Below are 19,615 nucleotides of genomic sequence, written 5' to 3' on the forward strand. Positions count from 1 at the left end.
GCTTAACCTCTTGGCTCTTGAGCGCCGACACTGGCGGCCAGGATCGACAGCACCAGCTGCTGGAAATCCAGGCCGGCGGCACGGGCCGCCATCGGTACCAGGCTGTGATCGGTCATGCCGGGCGCGGTGTTGACTTCCAGGAACCAGAACTGCCCCTCGGCGTCCTGCATCACGTCCGCCCGTCCCCAACCGGCAATACCCAGCGCCTCACAGGCCTTGGCCGTGAGGTCCATCAATTCTTGTTCCTTGGCACTGTCCAGCCCGCAGGGGATGCGGTACTGGGTATCGTTGGCGATGTACTTGGCGTCGTAGTCGTAGAACGTGTGCGGGGTGCCCAGCGCAATCGGCGGCAACACCTGGTCACGCAGGGTGGCGATGGTGAACTCGGGACCGGTGATCCATTGCTCGACCAACACTTGCGAATCGTAGGAACTGGCGTCTTTCCATGCCGCGGTCAACTCAGGCAGCGAATTCACTTTCGCCATGCCGATACTTGAACCTTCATGGGCCGGTTTGACGATCAAAGGGAAGCCCAGTTCCGTGGCCGCCGAAATACAGTCGGCCTCGGACGCCAGCACGGCATGACGCGGCGTCGGGATGCCGAGGCTGTGCCAGACCTGCTTGGTGCGCAGCTTGTCCATCGCCAGGGCCGAAGCCAGGATGCCGCTGCCGGTGTAGGGAATGCCCAGGCATTCGAGCAGGCCTTGCATGCTGCCGTCTTCGCCACCGCGACCGTGGAGAATGATGAACGCACGGTCGATCTTTTCGCTCAGCAGGCGCTGCAGGAAGTCATCGCCCACGTCGATGCCGAATGCATCGACGCCGGCGCCTTGCAAGGCGTCGAGCACGGCCTTGCCGGACTTGAGGGACACCTCGCGCTCGGCACTCTTGCCGCCGAACAGCACGGCGACACGGCCGAAAGCTTTCGGGTCAAGGGTGGAAACCAGGTTGGCGTAGGCAGCAGTCATTTCAGTTTCCCCTCGCTGGAAGCCACAGTGGCACCGGCGAATAACGGACTTTTCAACAGTTTCGGCGCCAGGCCGCCGATATCACCGGCTCCTTGGCACAACAGGATGTCGCCGGCGCGCAGCAGCGGCTTGACCAACGGCGCGAGGTCCACGCCGCGTTCGATGTAGATCGGGTCCAGTTGACCGCGCTGGCGGATGCTGTGGCACAGCTGACGGCTGTCGGCGCCCGGGATCGGCTCTTCGCCGGCCGGATAGACTTCCATCAACAGCAGCACGTTGGCGTCGGTCAGCACCTGGACAAAGTCGTCGTACAGGTCGCGGGTGCGGCTGTAGCGGTGCGGCTGGTAGACCATCACCAGGCGGCGCTCCGGCCAGCCACCGCGCACGGCCTTGATCACCGCCGCGACTTCGGTCGGGTGGTGGCCGTAATCGTCCACCAGCATCACGTTGCCGCCGTCCACCGGCAGCTCGCCATAGACCTGGAAGCGTCGCCCCACGCCCTGGAAGCCGGACAGCCCCTGGACGATGGCTTCGTCGCTGACGCCTTCGTCGGTGGCGATGCAGATAGTGGCCAAGGCGTTGAGCACGTTGTGGTTGCCCGGCATGTTCACCGACACGTCCAGCGGTTCGCGATCAGGGCGCAACACGGTGAAGAATGTCTGCATGCCCTGTTGGCGCACGTTGATGGCGCGCACGTCGGCTTCTTCGCCGAAACCGTAGGTCACGGTCGGACGCTTGATCAGCGGCAGGATTTCACGCACCACCGGGTCATCCATGCACACCACCGCCAAACCGTAGAACGGCAGGTTGTGGAGGAACTCGACGAAGGTCTTCTTCAACTTGTTGAAGTCGCCACCGTAGGTCGCCATGTGGTCGGCGTCGATGTTGGTGACCACGGCCACCAGTGGCTGCAGGTGCAGGAAGCTCGCATCGCTCTCGTCGGCTTCGGCGATCAGGTAGCGGCTGGTGCCGAGCTGGGCATTGGTGCCCGCGGCATTCAGACGACCGCCGATCACGAAGGTCGGGTCCAGGCCGCCGGCGGCGAACACCGAGGCAATCAGGCTGGTGGTGGTGGTTTTGCCGTGGGTACCGGCCACAGCGATGCCATGGCGATAGCGCATCAGCTCGGCCAGCATCTCAGCCCGTGGCACCACTGGAATGCGGCGTTCCAGGGCGGTGGCAACTTCCGGGTTGGAGGTGTTCACGGCACTGGAAACCACCAGCACGTCAGCATCGGCGGCATTCTCGGCACGGTGGCCGATAAAGATCTGCGCACCGAAGGACTCCAGGCGCTCGGTGACCGGGGAAGCTTTGAGGTCGGAACCCGAGACCTGGTAACCCAGGTTCAGCAATACCTCGGCAATCCCACACATGCCCACGCCGCCGATACCGACGAAGTGGATGCGGCGGATACGGCGCATTTCCGGTTGCGGCATGGCTTTGCGATTCTCAACCATGGGCCACCTCCAGGCAGGTATCGACCACTTGGGCCGTGGCATCGGGTTTGGCCAGGCGGCGGGCGGCGCGGGCCATGTCTTCAAGTCGTTGCGGTTGCATCAAGACCTCTGTCAGGCGGGCGGCAAGATCCGCGGCGCCGGTCGTTCTTTGCGGCAGCAGGAAGGCAGCGCCTTCGCGGGCCAAATAATCGGCATTGCGGGTCTGGTGGTCGTCGATGGCGTGGGGCAAGGGCACCAGCATCGAGGGCAGACCGGCGGCAGCCAGTTCACTGATGGTCAACGCACCTGCGCGACAGATCACCAGGTCGGCCCAGCCATAGGCTTGGGCCATGTCTTTGATGAAAGGCTGCACTTGCGCCTCGACGCCGGCGACGCGGTAGCGCTCGGCGGTCACTTCATCGTGGTGCTTGCCGGCCTGGTGAAAGACTTCGGGCCGCAGTTCGGAAGCGACCTGCGACAAGGCTTCGGGCAGCAATTTGTTCAACGGCTCCGCCCCCAGGCTTCCGCCCAGGACCAGCAAACGCGCCTTGCGTCCGGCCAGGGCCGGGCGCGGGTTATCGAGAAACAGCTCGGTACGCACCGGATTACCGGTGGTGCGGCGGCTGCCCGACAGGGTAAAGGTGTCGGGAAAGGCTTCACAGACCCGGGCGGCCAACGGCACCAGTAACCGATTGGCGGTACCGGCCACGGCGTTCTGCTCGTGGACGATCACCGGCACGCCGGCCAGTTTTGCCGCAACGCCGCCAGGACCGGTCACATAACCACCGAACCCGACCACGCAGACCGGGCGCAACCGACGAATGATCGCTCGCGCCTGCCAGATCGACTTGAGCAGCATCAGCGGCGCCTTGAGCAACGACAACCTGCCCTTGCCCCGCAGGCCACTGGCGTCGATCCGGTGCAGTTCGAGGCCGGAGCCGGGTACCAGTTCGTTCTCGATCCCCCGCGGCGTACCCAGCCAGTGCACGGTGTAGCCCCGCGCCTGGAACTCCCGGGCACAGGCCAGCGCCGGGAACACGTGCCCGCCGGTACCGCCCGCCATGATCAGCACGTTAGCGCCCATGAGACGGCTCCTCGGCGAAGTCGCTCTCCTGGAATTCCATCTCTTCGCTACCCAGGTGGGTCCGGCTCTCCCATTCGATGCGCAACAACAGGCCGAGACAGGCACAGCAGATCACCAGGGAACTGCCGCCATAGCTGAGGAACGGCAGCGTCAGGCCCTTGGTCGGCAGCAGGCCGACGTTCACACCGATGTTGATCAGAAACTGACCAATCCACAGAAACGACAGCCCATAGGCCACATAGGCAGCGAAGAACTGCTTGGCCTTCTCGGCCCACAAGCCGATGTACATGCCACGCACGCAGACGAACACGAACAGAGCCACGGTGCACAGCGACCCCACCACGCCGAGTTCTTCGGCCAGCACCGAAAACACGAAGTCGGTGTGGGCTTCCGGCAGATAGAACTGTTTCTGCACACTGTTGCCCAGGCCCACGCCCAGCCATTCGCCGCGCCCGAAGGCGATCAGCGCCTGGGTCAATTGATAACCGGAACCGAACTGGTCGGCCCACGGGTCGGTAAAGGTGATCAGACGCGCCATCCGATAGGGTTGCGCCTGCACCAGCACTGTCACGGCAGCCACCGCCAGCGCCACCATCAGGATGAAGCGGAACAGCCCGACCCCGCCCAGGAACAGCATCGCCGCCGCCGCGCCCATCATCACCACCGTGGCGCCGAAGTCGGGTTCCATCAGCAGCAGGCCGGCCATGGGCAGCAATACGATGAATGGCTTGAAGAAGCCCATCCAGCTCTCGCGCACTTCTTTCTGGCGACGCACCAGATAACCGGCGAGGAAAAGCACCACAAAGACCTTGGCGATCTCCGAAGGCTGTACGTTGAAGAAACTGAAACCGATCCAGCGCATCGAGCCGTTGACCTCGCGGCCAATACCCGGCACCAGCACCATCACCAGCAGGCCAAAGGCACCGAGCAGCATCATCCAGCCCAGGCGTTGCCAGGTGGCGATCGGCACCATCATGGTGACGACGCAGGCACCCAGGCCGATCACCAGGTAAACCAAGTGGCGGATCATGTGGTACAGGGTGTTGCCGGACTGCACGGCCGCCACTTCCGACGACGCGGAAGTGATCATCACCAGGCCCAGGCCCAGCAACGCCAGGCAACCGGCGAGCATCGGAAAATCGAGGTCGATGCCACGCCCGGTGATCAGCGGCGACGGATAGGGCTTGATGACATTTCTCAGGCTCATGCCAAGTCCTCCGCAGCCCGGGCGAACAACTGCCCGCGCTCTTCGTAGTTCTTGAACATGTCAAAACTGGCGCAGGCCGGCGACAGCAGGACAGCATCGCCCGGTTGAGCGAGGGCACGGCATTGCTGCACGGCTTCGTCCAGCGAAGCGACGCGAACCAGCGGTACGCCGTCGCCGATGGCCTCGGCGATCAATTCACGGTCGCGCCCCATCAGCACCACGGCACGGCAGTTGGCCGCCACCGGATCGCGCAAGTCCTTGAAATCGGCACCCTTGCCGTCGCCACCGGCGATCAGCACGAGCTTGCCTTCGATGTCTGCGCCCAGGCCTTCGATGGCGGCCAGCGCCGCCCCCACATTGGTGGCCTTGGAATCGTTGTACCAGGCCACGCCATCCAGGTCGCGCACCCACTGGCAGCGGTGTTCGAGGCCGGCGAAGGTACGCAGCGCCGACAGCATGGCGTCGAACGGCAGGCCGACTGCATGCCCCAGGGCCAGGGCCGCCAACGCGTTGGCCTGGTTGTGCGCCCCCCGGATCTTCAGCTCGCGCACCGGCATCAGGTTCTGGAATTCGAAGGCCAGGTATTTCTCGCCATTCTCTTCACGCAATCCAAAGCCCTTGAAGTCCGGCACGCCCAGGCCGAAGGACCAGCATGGCATGCCCTCGCCCAGCAAGGGACGGGTCAGTGCGTCCTGGCGGTTGAACACCACTTGCCGGGCACCGCGGAAAATCCGGTGCTTGGCCAGGTGGTAAGCCGGCAGGCCGCTGTAGCGGTCCATGTGGTCTTCGCTGATGTTGAGCACGGTCGCCACTTCGGCACCGAGATGATCGGTGGTCTCGAGCTGGAAGCTCGACAGCTCCATCACGTATAACTCGACGTCGTCGCTGAGCAGGTCCAGCGCCGGGGTGCCGAGGTTGCCGCCGACGGCGACCCGCTTGCCGGCGGCCGCGGCCATTTCACCCACCAGGGTGGTAACGGTGCTTTTCGCGTTGGAACCGCTGATGGCGATGATCGGCGCCTTGGCGTTACGCGCGAACAGCTCGATATCACCGGACAATTTCACGCCACGGGCAGCAGCGGCCTGCAGGGCCGGCGTCGCCAGGGCCAGGCCGGGGCTCACGTAGAGCTCGTCGGCGCGGCACAGGAACTCGACGTCCAGCTCGCCACAACGCACGTCCACCTGCGGATAGTCACGCCGTAGCGTGGCCAGCTCAGGGGGATTCTCCCGCGTATCGGCCACGGCAAACGACACGCCCCGGCTCGCCAGGAAGCGAACCAGGGACATGCCGCTCTTGCCGAGACCGACAACAATGCGGAAGTGGTCAGAAGCGATCAGGGACACTCGTTCTACCTCAGCTTCAGGGTGGCAAGGCCTATCAGCACCAGAATCACGGTGATGATCCAGAAGCGGACGATCACACGCGGCTCGGGCCAGCCCTTGAGTTCAAAATGGTGGTGGATCGGCGCCATGCGGAATACGCGGCGGCCGGTCAATTTAAAGGACGCAACCTGAATGACCACTGACAGGGTCTCCATCACGAACACGCCGCCCATGATGAACAGGACGATTTCCTGGCGAACGATCACCGCGATGGTGCCCAGGGCCGCGCCCAGCGCCAGCGCGCCGACGTCGCCCATGAAGACCTGCGCCGGGTAGGTGTTGAACCAGAGGAAGCCCAGGCCAGCGCCGATCAACGCGCCGCAGAACACGATCAGTTCGCCCGCCCCTGGCACATAGGGGATCAGCAGGTATTCAGCGAACTTCACGTTGCCCGACAGGTAACAGAAGATCCCCAGCGCGCCGCCGACCATGACCGTTGGCATGATCGCCAGGCCGTCGAGGCCATCGGTGAGGTTGACCGCGTTGCTCGAACCGACGATCACCAGGTAGGTCAGCACCACGAAGCCCGCGCCCAACGGAATGCTGTAGTCCTTGAGCATCGGCAGGATCAGGGTGGTTTCCACCGGCGAGGCGGCGGTCATATAAAGGAAGATCGCCGCGCCCAGGCCGAACACCGACTGCCAGAAGTATTTCCAGCGGCTTGGTAGCCCACGGGAGTTTTTCTCGATGACCTTGCGGTAGTCGTCCACCCAGCCGATGGCGCCGAACAACAGGGTCACCAGCAGCACGGTCCAGACATAGCGGTTGGCCAGGTCGGCCCAGAGCAAGGTGCTGACGCCGATGGATGACAGGATCAACGCGCCACCCATGGTCGGGGTGCCGGATTTGGACAGGTGCGACTGCGGCCCATCGTTACGCACCGACTGGCCGATTTGCAGGTTCTGCAGGGTGCGGATCATCCACGGGCCCAGGAACAGCGACAACGACAGCGCGGTCAACACACCCAGGATCCCGCGCAGGGTCAGGTATTGGAAGACCGCGAAGCCTTTGTAGAACTGTTGCAGGTACTCCGCTAGCAGCAGCAGCATCAATGTTTCTCCGTACGGGTGCCGCACAGCGCCGCGACGATGTTTTCCATCGCTGCGCTACGAGAGCCCTTGATCAATAAGGTGGTGTTCGGGTCTTGCTCGGCACCCAGGGCCTGGATCAGGTCCGCCTGAGTGGTGAAATGCTGTGCGTGCTCGCCGAACGCGGCGACGGCATGGGCCATCATCGGGCCGACGGCATACAGCGCATCGACCTTGCCACGGGCATAGGCACCGACGTCGTGGTGCCCCTGTTGCGCCCATTCGCCCAATTCGCCGATGTCTCCCAGCACCAGCACGGTGCGGCCGGAGAAACCGGCGAGGATATCCACCGCCGCGCACATGGACGTCGGGTTGGCGTTGTAGGTGTCGTCGATCACCCGCATACCGTTAATGGCCAGTTGCGCCACGGTGCGTCCCTTGACCGGTTGCACGGCGTTCAAGCCTGCGACGATGCCCGGCAGCGACACGCCCAGGGCGTGGGCGGCAGCAGCCGCTGCCAGGGCGTTGGCAACGTTATGGGTGCCCAGCAGGTTCAACTGGACCCGCTCGGCGCCGTCGGGGCTGTGCAGGTTGAAGGCCGGGCAACCGCGGGCATCGCGGTCCAGGTCGCTGGCGTAGAAATTCGCGGCGAGGTTGCTCAGGGCAAACGTCAGCACCTTGCGCTCCCCTGCTCGCGTCTTCCAGATTTCGAACGCCTTGTCGTCGAGATTCAGCACGGCAACGCCATCGGCCTCCAGCCCCTCGATGATCTCGCCCTTGGCTTCGACGATTTTCTCCGGGCCACCGAACTCGCCGACATGGGCGGTCCCGGCGTTGTTGAGCACGGCGACGTGGGGCTTGGTCATGCCCACGGTGTAGGCAATCTCGCCGAGCCGCGAGGCCCCCAGCTCGATGACGGCGGCGCAGTGCTCCGGCGCCAGTTCGAGCAGGGTCAAGGGTACGCCGAGGTCGTTGTTCAGGTTGCCCCGGGTGGCCAGCACCGGACCACGGGTACGCAGGATGCTGGCGAGCATTTCCTTGACCGTGGTCTTGCCGCTGGAACCGGTAATGGCCGCGACCGGATTGCCGAATGCCGCACGGTTCAGTGCGCCGAGCTGGCCCAAGGCCTGACGGGTGTCACCGACCAGCAGTTGTGGCAACGCGCTATTGGCTACTTCGCGCTCGACCAATGCCGCGACCGCCCCTTTGGTCGCCACTTCATTCAGGTAATCGTGACCGTCAAAACGCGGGCCGGCCAAGGCGACGAACAGCTGTCCCGGGGCAATGGCCCGGCTGTCGATGCTGACGCCGTCGAAACGGGCATCCGCCGCGATGAGGCGCGCATTCAGGGCGCCGGTCAGTTCGCTGAGCTTCAAGGCCTTAAGCATGGGCCACCTCCCAGGCGGTCAAGGCGTGATCGGCCTCGACCAGATCGGAGAAGCCATGGCGCACGCCGTTGATTTCCTGGTAGTCCTCGTGCCCCTTGCCAGCCAGGACGACCACATCGTCCGCCGAAGCACTGGCGATCAACTGGGCAATCGCCTGGCCGCGGCCGGCTACGAAGGTCACTTTGTCCACCGCCGAGAACCCGGCACGGATGTCGTCGAAAATCTGCATCGGGTCTTCGCTGCGAGGGTTGTCATCGGTGACGAGTACGCCATCGGCCAACCGCTCCACCACTTCGGCCATCAGCGGGCGCTTGCCGCGATCACGGTCGCCGCCGCAGCCGAACAGGCAGAGCAACTTGCCTTTGGCGTGAGGCCGCAGAGCCACCAGGACTTTCTCCAAGGCGTCGGGGGTGTGGGCATAATCGACCACGACCAACGGTTGAGTACCGCCACCCAGGCGCTGCATGCGACCGGCCGGGCCTTCGAGCTTCGGCAGGACCTTGAGGATTTCATCCAAGGCATAGTCCAACCCCAGCAAGGCGCCAATGGCGGCCAATACGTTGCTCAGGTTGAAACGGCCCAGCAAGGTGCTGCGCAGATGGTGTTCGCCCTGTGGCGTGACCAGCGTGGCTCGCACGCCCTCGTCGTCGAACTGCGCCTGGCGTACATACAGGTGGGCGCCGGCATCTTCCAGGCTGTAGGTGATCAACCGGGACTCGCCCTGATTGGCCGCCAATTGCCGGCCGAACGCGTCGTCGAGGTTGATGACCCGGCACTTCAGATTGTTCCAGGCAAACAGCTTGGCCTTGGCTTCGCCATAGGCCTGCATGGTGCCGTGATAGTCCAGGTGATCCCGGGACAGATTGGTCAATACGGCAATGTCGAATGCCAGGGCGGTGACACGTCCCTGGTCCAGGCCATGGGAAGAGACTTCCATCGCAACAGCCTTGGCGCCGGCCTTTTTCAGGTCGGCCAGGGTCGCCTGCACGGCAATCGGGTTCGGCGTGGTGTGCAGGCCACTCACCAGGGCGCCATGGAAACCGTTACCCAGCGTCCCGACAATGCCGCAGTGCTGCCCCAGCAGGTCCAGCGCCTGGGCCACCAATTGGGTGACGCTGGTCTTGCCGTTGGTGCCGGTCACGCCAATCAGGTTCAGGTGCCGGCTCGGCTCGCCATAAAAGCGCCCGGCGATGTCCGATAGCTGCGCCGCGAGGCCCTTGACCGGAATCAGCGGCACGTCGGTGATCGGCAGCACAGTCGCGCCTTCTACCTCATACGCCACGGCAGCCGCACCGCGCTGCAAGGCATCGGCGATGTGGGCACGGCCGTCGTACCGCCCGCCCGGCACCGCCAGGAACAGGTCCCCGGCGCGGACGTTGCGGCTGTCCAGGGCCAGTTCGCGAATCAGCAGATCGTGACCGGCGTGGGCAAAAATCTTGTTCAGGCTCAGGGACATCAGCCACGCCCTCCATCGGCTTTCAAAGGGACGACCGGCGCAGTACTCGCCTGCTGGGTGGGCGGCAGGTTATCCGGGGTGACGTTCATCAGGCGCAGGGTGCCGGACATGACCTTGCTGAATACCGGCGCCGACACCAGGCCGCCGAAGTAGCCCGCCTTGCTCGGCTCGTCGATGACCACCACGATGGCGTAACGCGGGTCGCTCATCGGCCCGAAGCCAGCGAACAGCGAACGGTAGGAGTTCTCGGCATAGCCCTTGGTGCCCACGGAGGTCTTGCGGGCCGTACCCGATTTGCCGGCGACATGATAGGCCGGTACCTGGGCGCGGAAGACGCCGCGCGGCGCCTCGATCACCTGCTGCAACATGCCTTGCATGGTCTTGGCGACATTCTCCGGGATCACCTGGGTGGTCTGCGGCGGTTTGTCGGTCTTGATCAGGGTCAGCGGCGCGATGCGGCCGTTGTTGGCCAACGCCGAGAACGCGTGGACCAGTTGGATCGCCGTCACGGACACGCCGTAGCCGTAGGACAGGGTTGCCGTCTCGGCCTTGCGCCACTCGCGGTAGTTCGGCAGGTTGCCGACACGTTCGCCAGGGAAGCCCAGGCCGGTGTCCTGGCCGAGGCCGATCTTCTGCGCCAGGCGATAGATGGTCTCGCCGCCGATGTCGAAGGCGATCTTGCTCATGCCGACGTTACTGGAGTTGATCAGGATGCCGGTCAGGTCGAGCACTGGACCTTCGGTCTTGGACACGTCACGAATGGTGTACTTGCCGATCTGCAAGGTCCCCGGATACACCTCGACGGTGTCGCTAGGCTTCCAGCGTCCGGTTTCCAGCGCGGCGGCCATGGAAACGGCTTTCATGGTCGAACCCGGCTCGAACACGTCAATCATCGCGCGGTTGCGCATCATCGCTGGCTGCAGGTTGCGACGGTTGTTCGGGTTGTAGGTGGGCTGATTGACCATGGCCAGGATCTCGCCGGTCTTCACGTCCATGATCACCAGGCTGCCGGCCTTGGCCCCGTTCTCGACGATGGCATTGCGCAGTTCGCGGTTGGCCAGGTATTGCAGGCGCAGATCAATGGACAACGCCAAGGGCTTGCCGGCCTTGGCGTTCTTGGTGACCTGGACATCCTTGATCAGCCTGCCGCGCCGATCCTTGATGACCTGGCGCTTGCCGGCGACCCCGGCGAGCCATTCGTCATAAGCCAGCTCCACGCCTTCGCGTCCCCGGTCATCGATATCGGTAAAGCCGACCATGTGCGCCGTCACTTCACCGGCCGGGTAAAAACGCCGGAACTCTTCGATGCCATAGACGCCCGGCACCTTCAGGTCGAGCACGCTCTGGCCCTGCTCGGGCGTCAACCCTCGCACCAGGTAGATGAATTCCTTGTTGGCCTGGGCTTCCAGGCGTTCGGCCAGCGCCTTGGGATCCTGCCCGAGCGCAGCAGCCAGGGCCGGCCATTTTTCCTTGGCCAGCTGCATTTCCTTGGCGTTTGCCCACAAGGTGGTCACCGGGGTACTCACGGCCAGGGGTTCGCCATTGCGGTCGGTGATCAGGCCTCGGTGAGCCGGGATCGGGATATGACGCACGCTACGGGCATCGCCTTGCCCCTTGAGGAAGTCACGGTCGACCACTTGCAGGTCGATGATGCGCCAGGAGATAGCAGCCACCATGATCCCGAGCAACCCCAGGACCAGACGGAACCGCCATGGGAACAGCGCCCCTTCGAGCTTCATCATGGCGCCACCATCTGTACTTCGGCAGCATTCGGGATGCGCATCTTCAGCTGCTCGGTGGCCAATACTTCGATGCGGCTATGGGCCGTCCAGGTGCTTTGCTCCAGGATCAACCGGCCCCACTCGGCCTGGGCCTTGTCGCGCACGCTCAGTTCGTTGTAAAGCGTGTTGAGCAGTTGCCGATTCCAGTGCGCGCTATAGGACACGCCGATGGCCGATACGAGCACGCCAATAAACAGGAGCAGCATGAAAAAGCTGCCGCCCGGCAGGGGCTTGGCGAAGAGCTTGCTCACCGCAACTTCTCCGCAACACGCATGACGGCGCTACGGGCCCGAGGGTTGGCCTTGAGTTCCGCCTCGGAGGCGAACTGCGCCTTGCCATGAATTTTGATTTTCGGCACGAAGGCCTCGAAACGCACCGGCAGGTTGCGCGGCAGGTTGTCGGCCTCGCCCTTGGTGAGCTTGCGCATGAACAGCTTGACGATGCGGTCTTCCAGGGAGTGGAAGCTGATCACCACCAGGCGACCGCCGATCTCCAGCGCTTCCAGCGCGGCATCGAGGCCGGCCTCGAGGTCGCCCAGTTCGTTATTGACGTGGATGCGCAACCCCTGGAAAGCACGGGTTGCCGGGTTCTTGCCCTTCTCCCACGCCGGGTTGGCGACTTTCAGCACTTCGGCCAGGTCGCCGGTGCGCTCGAATGGCTTGATCTCCCGGCGCTCCACAACGGCGCGCGCCATGCGTCCGGAGAAACGCTCTTCGCCGTACTCCTTGAAGACCCGGGCGATCTCTTCCACCGGAGCGGTGTTGACGAATTCGGCGGCGCTGATTCCGCGAGACGGATCCATGCGCATGTCCAGCGGGCCATCATTGAGGAAACTGAAGCCGCGCTCGGGATCGTCCAGTTGCGGCGAAGAAACGCCCAGGTCGAGCAGGATCCCGCCGACCTTGCCGGCCAGGCCACGCTCGGCGACCTCCGACCCCAGCTCCGCAAAGCTGCGCTGCACAATGACAAAGCGGCCGTCTTCGGCCGCCAGCGCTTGCCCGGTGGCAATCGCTTGAGGATCCTTGTCGAACCCCAGCAGCCGGCCATCCGGACCGAGCTGGCTGAGAATCAGCCGGCTGTGCCCACCACGCCCGAACGTACCGTCCAGATAGCAGCCATCAGGACGTACGGCGAGGGCCTCGACGGCCTCGTCAAGCAGTACGGTGATGTGGTTGAAGCCGCTATTTATAGTCACAGGATCAGATCACGCAGTTCATCGGGCATGGCGCCCGGTTGTTGAATAGCAGCGAGGTCGGCGGCGGAAACCGCATTCCAGGCATCTTCGTCCCACAGTTGGAACTTGTTCAGTTGGCCCACCAGCATCGCGCGCTTGTCCAGCTTGGCGTATTCACGAAGGCGCGGTGGGACCAGGAAACGACCACTGCCATCGAGCTCCAGGTCGACGGCATTACCGATCAGCAAGCGTTGCAGCCGGCGGTTTTCTTCACGCAGCGAAGGCAGCGCGCGCAGTTTGGTTTCGATGATTTCCCATTCGTCCAATGGGTAGACGCAAAGACAGGGGTCAACTGCGTCGATCGTGACGATCAGCTGACCGGAACTACGCGAAACGAGCTCGTCACGGTACCGGCTCGGCATGGCGAGACGGCCCTTTGCATCGAGACTGATAGCGTTGGCTCCGCGAAACACGTCAGCGTTTCTCCAAAATCTAGCGTTTTACGTCCAAAAAACCCACTTCATGCCACTTTCCTCCACTCGCACACACTATAGGAATGCGCCCACCGCACCGTCAAGGCGCGGATTGAAGGAAAAGCCTTATAGATCGGAGATTTAGGAGCGTTTCAGGAGGGTCAACAAGAATCTGACGTAGGATTTTTCACCTCAACCCGAGCAACCACAGGAAGCTGCGCGCACAAGTTAAAGTGATTTATTAAGAGTAAGATTTTTTTGGTCTTAGGAAATGCGTCTGCCAGTGATTTCGGCAGGAAGGGAAAAGGTGGAGAGTCGATCTGTAAGCCGGGTTCTGTCTTGAACAGTCATTCGTCTACGATGGCCATCACTGGACATCTTTAGCAACCTACCCGGTCCCAGCGCGGGCCACGCCTTGGGACCCTATTTGGTCTTGCTCCAAGTGGGGTTTACCTAGCCACGAACTGTTGCCAGCCGTGCGGTGCGCTCTTACCGCACCTTTTCACCCTTACCGGCGCCGAAACGCTTAGGCGGTTATTTTCTGTGGCACTTTCCGTAGGCTCACGCCTCCCAGGCATTACCTGGCACTTCGCCCTATGGAGCCCGGACTTTCCTCCCCCCTCTAATTTTCATAGAGGGCAGCGACTGTCCGATCGACTCTCCGCCGCGAAGGTTAACGGCAGAGCGCCCGAAGAACAAGCGCTAAAAGCCTTTGGCCATGTTGCCTGTCCGGTTTTACCGGGTCTTCTGCCGGTCCAGCGCGATCTGATACAGCACGTTCTTGCGCTCACCAGTGATTTGCGCAGCCAAGGCGGCCGCACGCTTGAGCGGCATTTCCTCGAGCAGTAGATCCAGGATACGCATCGCTTCGCTACTGACGACCTCTTCACTGTCCGGCGTGGTCCAACCCGCCACCAGTACGACACATTCACCACGCTGCTGGTTGCTGTCGCTTTCGACGAAGGCCCGCAACTGCGCCAGTGGCAGCCCCTTGAGGGTTTCGAAGGTCTTGGTCAGCTCCCGTGCCAGGAGCGCAGGACGCTCGGGACCGAACACCAGCTCCATGTCTTGCAGGCACTCGAGGATACGGTGCGGCGCTTCGTAGAAAATCAGCGTGCGTGGCTCTTCCTTTATAGACTCCAGGCGCGCCCGACGCCCCACGGCCTTGGCCGGCAGAAAGCCTTCGAAGATGAAGCGGTCCGATGGTAAGCCGGCCGCCGACAGCGCCGCGATCAAGGCACAGGCCCCCGGCACCGGTACCACGTTGATGCCCGCGGCGCGGGCCTGGCGCACCAGATGGTAGCCAGGGTCGGAAATCAGTGGCGTGCCCGCATCGGAGATCAGCGCGACGTTATCTCCCGCCAGCAGGCGCGTGATGAAACGACTGCCCTCGTCCCGTTCATTATGTTCGTGGCAGGCGGCCAGCGGCGTGGAAATACCGAAATGCTGCAGCAGCCGCTGGGAATGCCGCGTGTCTTCAGCCGCAATCAGGGCGACCTCCCGCAGGACTTTCAGCGCCCGGGCACTGATGTCGTCCAGGTTGCCGATGGGCGTCGCCACCACATAAAGCGAGCCCGCAGCGGAATTCATAGCACCTGGAGCAGTCAAAACGCGCACCTCACAAATCGGTAAAAACCGCCATTGTAGCGCGTAGTGGGCGCCGCGACTGTTCACGGCGCTTGACGTGGCGAGGGGATTTATCCCCGCTGGGCTGTGTAGCAGCCCCAAGAGCTGCCACCTTGGTGTGTCAGGATGAAGGGGTCCAGCCTGTTTGGGGCTGCTGCGCAGCCCAGCGGGGATAAATCCCCTCGCCACAGGTTAGTGTCACCACCTGAGTAACAGCGCTTTTGTGCCGCACCGCAACATTTGAAATAGCTAAATCGATCGATTCACGCCACTGACATCGCGCCCCGGCCAGCGCTTGGGTACAATTCGACGCTAATTTGATCTCGTATCAGGACATTTACATGATCGCTTGTCTGCGGCTGCTCTCCGCCCTTTGCCTCGCTGCCCTTCTGGCGGCCTGCGTCAGCTCGCCCTCGTCCAGCCTTGGCGAACTTCCCCGGACCCCGGATGCCAGTATCGAGCAACTGCTCGAACAGGCCGCCCAAAGCAAGACCCCGGAAAAGGCCGCCCTGCTACGCCTGAGCGCGGCAGACCTGGCCTACCGCAAGGGCAATGCCGGCCAGTCCGCACAAATCCTGCAGCAGGTGCCACTGGAGCAGCTCAAGCCTGGCCAGCAGATTTTCGCCAGCACCCTGGCGGCGGAACTGGCAATGACACGCAACCAGCCCAAGGCAGCACTGACCGCCCTGAGCCACCCGAGCCTGCAACATCTGGGCGAAATGCCGGTGGAACAGCAGGTCCGCACCGGGACGGTCCACGCCCGCGCCCTTGAAGCCGATGGCCAGACCCTGGCCGCCGCGAAGGAGCGCATCTTCATTGCGCCCCTGCTCGAGAACGAAGCAGCCGCCAAGAACCATGAAGCGATCTGGTCGCTGATTGCCTCGCTGCCCACCGATCAACTGCAACCGACCACCACCGATGACCTCGGCGGCTGGCTGAGCCTGGCCCGCGCCGTGAAAACCGCCGGCACCCTGGAACAGCAACAGGCGGCCATCGACCATTGGCGCGAACAGAATCCGAAGCACCCGGCCGCCCTTCAACTACCGACACCCCTGGTCAAGCTAAAGGAACTGGCAAGCCAGCCCCTGAGCAAGATCGCCCTGCTGCTGCCCCAAAATGGGCAACTGGCCGCAGTCGCCAAAGCCCTGCGTGAAGGCTTCATGGCATCGCATTATCAGGCCCAGCAGGCCGGGCAGAACCCACCGAGCATCCAGTTCTATGACAGCTCGACCCTGACTTCCATGGACGACTTCTATCGCAAGGCCCAGGCTGACGGCGTGCAGCTGGTGGTTGGCCCCCTGGAAAAACCACTGGTCAAGCAGATCAGCACGCGAGCGCAGTTGCCGATCACTACCCTGGCATTGAACTACAGCGAAGGCGAGCAAGGTCCACCCCAACTGTTCCAGTTCGGCCTGGCGCCTGAGGATGAAGCCCGCGAAGTGGCCCGCCGTGCCCGTGCCGACGGCCTGCATCGCGCAGCGGTCATGGTACCGAAGGGCGAATGGGGCGATCGCGTGCTGAAAGCCTTCAGCCAGGACTGGCAAGCCTCCGGTGGCAGCATCCTGGCCATCGAGCGCGTCGACCAGCCGGTGCAACTGGCCCAGCAGATCGCCGACATGTTCCAGCTGCGCCAGAGCGAAGGTCGCGCCAAGAGCCTGCAGAACACTGTGGGCACCACGGTCGCGGCCCAGCCTTCCCGTCGCCAGGACATCGAATTCATCTTCCTGGCGTCGACTCCACAGCAGGCCCAGCAGATCAAACCGACTCTGAACTTCCAGTATGCCGGGGATGTGCCGGTCTATGCGACGTCCCAGGTGTTCAGCGCCAGCGGCGACCAGAACCAGTACAACGACATGAACGGTATCCGCTTCTGCGAAACCCCGTGGTTGCTCGATGCCAACGACCCACTGCGCAAGCAGGTCACTGCCCAGTGGCCACAGGCTGCCGGCAGTCTGGGCCGGCTGTATGCGATGGGTGCCGATGCCTATCGCCTGGCACCGCGCCTGGGCCAGCTCAAGACACTGCCGGACAGCCGCATCGAAGGTCTGTCGGGCAGCCTGGCGGTGTCCCAGTCCCAACGGGTTCAACGTCAATTGCCCTGGGCCGAATTCGTCAACGGCCAGGTGCAGCGCCTGCCGGACACCCAGCGCTGATGCCCGAGCGATCACGCCAGCAAAGCGGCCGGAATGCCGAGGGCCTGGCCCTCGCGCATCTCCAGCAGCAGGGCCTGCGCCTGGTGGCGCAGAACTGGCTGTGTAAACGCGGCGAGCTTGATCTGGTCATGCTTGACGGCGATACAGTAGTATTCGTCGAAGTCCGCTACAGAAAAAATACCCAATGGGGTGGCGCGCTCGATAGCATCGACCAGCGCAAGCGCCAGAAACTGGTTTTCGCCGCGCAGTATTTCCTGCAGAGCGAATCCCGCTGGGCTGATCACCCCTGCCGTTTCGACGTGGTTGCCATCGACAGCAACGCCGATCAGTTGAATTGGCTGCAGAACGCCTTCGACAGCTGAACGTCTACGCCCATGACAAACCGAGCCGGACACCTTCACTCAACTTTTGCTCTTTGCTTTGCGCGCCGCACACGTTTGTGCCGATAAGTCGCGCTACTTAAGGTCACACAGATGGACATGCAATCGCGAATTCGCCAGCTTTTTCAGGCCAGTATCGACACCAAGCAACAGGCGATGGACGTACTTGCACCCTACATCGAGCAAGCCAGCCAAGTGATGGTCAACGCCCTGCTCAACGAAGGCAAAATGCTTTCCTGCGGCAATGGTGGTTCCGCCGGCGACGCCCAGCACTTCTCTTCCGAGCTGCTCAACCGCTTCGAGCGCGAGCGTCCTAGCCTGCCGGCCATCGCCCTGACCACCGACAGCTCGACGATCACCTCGATCGCCAACGACTACAGCTACAACGAAGTCTTCTCCAAACAGATCCGCGCCCTGGGCCAGCCCGGCGATGTGCTGCTGGCGATTTCCACCAGCGGCAACTCGGCCAATATTATTCAGGCGATCCAGGCCGCACATGATCGCGAAATGATTGTCGTAGCATTGACCGGGCGTGACGGCGGCGGCATGGCTTCACTGCTGTTGCCTGAAGATGTCGAGATCCGCGTACCGGCCAAAGTCACCGCACGCATCCAGGAAGTCCACCTGCTGGCGATCCATTGTCTTTGCGACTTGATCGACAGCCAAATATTCGGGAGTGAAGAATGACCCCTAATCGCCTGGGCCTTCTGGCCCTGACCCTGTGCCTCGGCATCAGCGGCTGCACATCGGTGGTTAATGCCAGCCGGGAAAAGCCGATCGAAGACGACCGCGGCACCCGCACCTTCGGCAGCAAGATCGACGACTCCCTGATCGAAACCAAAGTCGGGGTGAACATCGCCAAGGCCGACCCGGACCTGGACAATAACTCGCACATCGTCGTCACCAGCTTCAACGGTGTCGTGCTGCTGGCGGGCCAGACCCCACGGGAAGACCTCAAGGCCAAGGCCGAGCAAGAGGCCAGTGCCGTACAACGGGTCAAGACCGTACATAACGAATTGCAGGTCCTGCAACCGTCCTCGCTGCTGGCGCGGCAGAACGATGCCTGGCTGACCACCAAAATCAAGACGCAGATGCTGACCGATGCGAGCATTCCTGGTTCGCGTATCAAGGTTGTGACTGAGAATGGCATCGTTTACCTGCTGGGGCTGCTAACCAAGAAGGAGGCTGCTCAGGCGACCAATCTGGTGCAGGGGGTGTCTGGGGTGCAGAAGATCGTGAAGTTGTTTGAGTATATTGACTGAGGGTTGTTGCGGCTCTCGATGCTGCGCTTGCTAGAAAACGGTGCTTCTTCAGACGGGGAAGCGCCGTTTTTTTGGGGGGTGGTTAGTGTGTATATCCGTTTCTGCGGTAACGGCTACTGGCGGTTCCGCCCTTACGGCGGGTCACTTTTGATAAGGCGCCAAAAGTAACCAAAAGCGCCTCGCCCCACCACTGGGCACCTCGCCAAGGCGAGGTGTTCCCTCACTCCGGCATTGCTCCGTGGGCCCGCCGCGAAGGGCCATCCATGGCCCAGCGCGGCTATCCCGGCATCCATGCCGGGATACCCACTACGCAATGCCTGCGTTCGGCCCTTATGGTTAACGGGGCGTCTAAGATCAAGATCAAGATCAAGATCAAGATCAAAAGCAAAAGCAAAAGCAAAAGCCAGAGCGAAAGCGAGGCGGCCTGACGGCCGGTCTGTCTCTGCGGCTGTACTTCAATCCAACTGTGGGAGCGAGCCTGCTCGCGATGGCGGTGTATCAGCCAACATCGATGCTGCTGACTTGACGCCATCGCGAGCAGGCTCGCTCCCACAAGGATCTGAGGTGGGTACAAGCTTTGTGTTTACTGAAAATCTCTGCGGGAGCAAAACCTGCTCGCCATGGCAGTGTGTCAGCCAATATCAATGCTGCTGACCTGACGCCATCGCGAGCAGGCTCGCTCCCACAAGAATCTGAGGTGGGTACAAGCTTTGTGTTTATTGAAAATCTCTGCGGGAGCAAAACCTGCTCGCCATGGCAGTGTGTCAGCCAATATCAATGCTGCTGACCTGACGCCATCGCGAGCAGGCTCGCTCCC

Annotated in this window: 18 protein-coding genes and 1 other RNA gene; 5 read left to right on the forward strand and 14 right to left on the reverse strand. The window is 62.7% G+C overall.

Features of this window, described 5'->3' with window-relative positions:
• Positions 1–2: 2 nt before the first annotated feature.
• The 14 genes from FBX99_RS01835 to rsmI all read right to left on the reverse strand — a co-directional run bounded on the left by FBX99_RS01835 (position 3) and on the right by rsmI (position 14,967).
• Positions 3–968: a D-alanine--D-alanine ligase gene (locus FBX99_RS01835; protein ID WP_144927699.1), complete on the reverse strand. Its 966-nt coding sequence runs from the start codon at positions 966–968 to the stop codon at positions 3–5.
• A complete protein-coding gene (gene murC, locus FBX99_RS01840; protein ID WP_144927696.1) occupies positions 965–2,425 on the reverse strand; it encodes a UDP-N-acetylmuramate--L-alanine ligase in 1,461 nt (486 codons plus the stop codon). Before murC ends, FBX99_RS01835 begins: the two co-directional genes overlap by 4 nt.
• Entirely contained in the window at positions 2,418–3,488 is a 1,071-nt protein-coding gene (murG, locus tag FBX99_RS01845) for an undecaprenyldiphospho-muramoylpentapeptide beta-N-acetylglucosaminyltransferase (protein ID WP_145130472.1), read from the reverse strand. The genes murC and murG overlap by 8 nt, the downstream gene beginning before the upstream one ends.
• Entirely contained in the window at positions 3,478–4,695 is a 1,218-nt protein-coding gene (gene ftsW, locus FBX99_RS01850; protein ID WP_144927689.1) for a putative lipid II flippase FtsW, read from the reverse strand. The genes murG and ftsW overlap by 11 nt, the downstream gene beginning before the upstream one ends.
• Positions 4,692–6,038 carry a UDP-N-acetylmuramoyl-L-alanine--D-glutamate ligase gene (gene murD, locus FBX99_RS01855; RefSeq protein WP_047701351.1) on the reverse strand — a complete coding sequence of 449 codons (1,347 nt, stop codon included), beginning with the start codon at positions 6,036–6,038 and terminating at the stop codon, positions 4,692–4,694. Before murD ends, ftsW begins: the two co-directional genes overlap by 4 nt.
• Positions 6,039–6,043: 5 nt before the next feature.
• Positions 6,044–7,126, reverse strand: a complete 1,083-nt coding sequence (mraY, locus tag FBX99_RS01860) for a phospho-N-acetylmuramoyl-pentapeptide-transferase (protein WP_041020571.1) — start codon at positions 7,124–7,126, stop codon at positions 6,044–6,046.
• Positions 7,126–8,493, reverse strand: a complete 1,368-nt coding sequence (gene murF, locus FBX99_RS01865; RefSeq protein WP_144927687.1) for a UDP-N-acetylmuramoyl-tripeptide--D-alanyl-D-alanine ligase — start codon at positions 8,491–8,493, stop codon at positions 7,126–7,128. The genes mraY and murF overlap by 1 nt, the downstream gene beginning before the upstream one ends.
• Positions 8,486–9,949, reverse strand: a complete 1,464-nt coding sequence (locus FBX99_RS01870) for a UDP-N-acetylmuramoyl-L-alanyl-D-glutamate--2,6-diaminopimelate ligase (protein ID WP_144927684.1) — start codon at positions 9,947–9,949, stop codon at positions 8,486–8,488. The genes murF and FBX99_RS01870 overlap by 8 nt, the downstream gene beginning before the upstream one ends.
• Positions 9,949–11,688 (reverse strand): penicillin-binding protein 2, encoded by a 1,740-nt coding sequence (locus FBX99_RS01875; RefSeq protein WP_177329221.1) that lies wholly within the window; start codon positions 11,686–11,688, stop codon positions 9,949–9,951. The genes FBX99_RS01870 and FBX99_RS01875 overlap by 1 nt, the downstream gene beginning before the upstream one ends.
• Positions 11,688–11,981 (reverse strand): cell division protein FtsL, encoded by a 294-nt coding sequence (ftsL, locus tag FBX99_RS01880; RefSeq protein WP_041020575.1) that lies wholly within the window; start codon positions 11,979–11,981, stop codon positions 11,688–11,690. Before ftsL ends, FBX99_RS01875 begins: the two co-directional genes overlap by 1 nt.
• The gene (gene rsmH, locus FBX99_RS01885; RefSeq protein WP_371921415.1) at positions 11,978–12,925 is read right to left on the reverse strand and encodes a 16S rRNA (cytosine(1402)-N(4))-methyltransferase RsmH; all 948 of its coding nucleotides are present in this window, start codon (positions 12,923–12,925) and stop codon (positions 11,978–11,980) included. The genes ftsL and rsmH overlap by 4 nt, the downstream gene beginning before the upstream one ends.
• Entirely contained in the window at positions 12,922–13,377 is a 456-nt protein-coding gene (mraZ, locus tag FBX99_RS01890; protein WP_003205355.1) for a division/cell wall cluster transcriptional repressor MraZ, read from the reverse strand. Before mraZ ends, rsmH begins: the two co-directional genes overlap by 4 nt.
• A gap of 307 nt (positions 13,378–13,684) precedes the next feature.
• Positions 13,685–14,038: RNase P RNA component class A (rnpB, locus tag FBX99_RS01895), an RNA gene on the reverse strand.
• Positions 14,039–14,112: 74 nt separating this feature from the next.
• On the reverse strand, positions 14,113–14,967 hold the full coding sequence (rsmI, locus tag FBX99_RS01900; RefSeq protein WP_178111827.1) for a 16S rRNA (cytidine(1402)-2'-O)-methyltransferase: 855 nt from the start codon (positions 14,965–14,967) through the stop codon (positions 14,113–14,115).
• Between the two features lie 377 nt (positions 14,968–15,344).
• Here rsmI and FBX99_RS01905 point away from each other — a divergent pair, with 377 nt between their 5' ends.
• From FBX99_RS01905 to FBX99_RS28820, 5 genes are all read left to right on the forward strand, one after another.
• Positions 15,345–17,156, forward strand: coding sequence for a penicillin-binding protein activator (locus FBX99_RS01905; protein ID WP_144927677.1), 1,812 nt, complete (start codon positions 15,345–15,347; stop codon positions 17,154–17,156).
• Positions 17,156–17,518, forward strand: coding sequence for a YraN family protein (locus FBX99_RS01910; protein WP_144927674.1), 363 nt, complete (start codon positions 17,156–17,158; stop codon positions 17,516–17,518). Before FBX99_RS01905 ends, FBX99_RS01910 begins: the two co-directional genes overlap by 1 nt.
• Positions 17,519–17,629: 111 nt before the next feature.
• Positions 17,630–18,223: a phosphoheptose isomerase gene (locus FBX99_RS01915; RefSeq protein WP_024781264.1), complete on the forward strand. Its 594-nt coding sequence runs from the start codon at positions 17,630–17,632 to the stop codon at positions 18,221–18,223.
• The gene (locus FBX99_RS01920) at positions 18,220–18,798 is read left to right on the forward strand and encodes a BON domain-containing protein (RefSeq protein ID WP_024781263.1); all 579 of its coding nucleotides are present in this window, start codon (positions 18,220–18,222) and stop codon (positions 18,796–18,798) included. Before FBX99_RS01915 ends, FBX99_RS01920 begins: the two co-directional genes overlap by 4 nt.
• A gap of 263 nt (positions 18,799–19,061) precedes the next feature.
• Positions 19,062–19,226, forward strand: coding sequence for a hypothetical protein (locus FBX99_RS28820; protein ID WP_178111828.1), 165 nt, complete (start codon positions 19,062–19,064; stop codon positions 19,224–19,226).
• Positions 19,227–19,615 lie beyond the last annotated feature (389 nt).

It is taken from the genome of Pseudomonas sp. SJZ074 (genome assembly GCF_007828215.1).
Lineage (GTDB): Bacteria > Pseudomonadota > Gammaproteobacteria > Pseudomonadales > Pseudomonadaceae > Aquipseudomonas.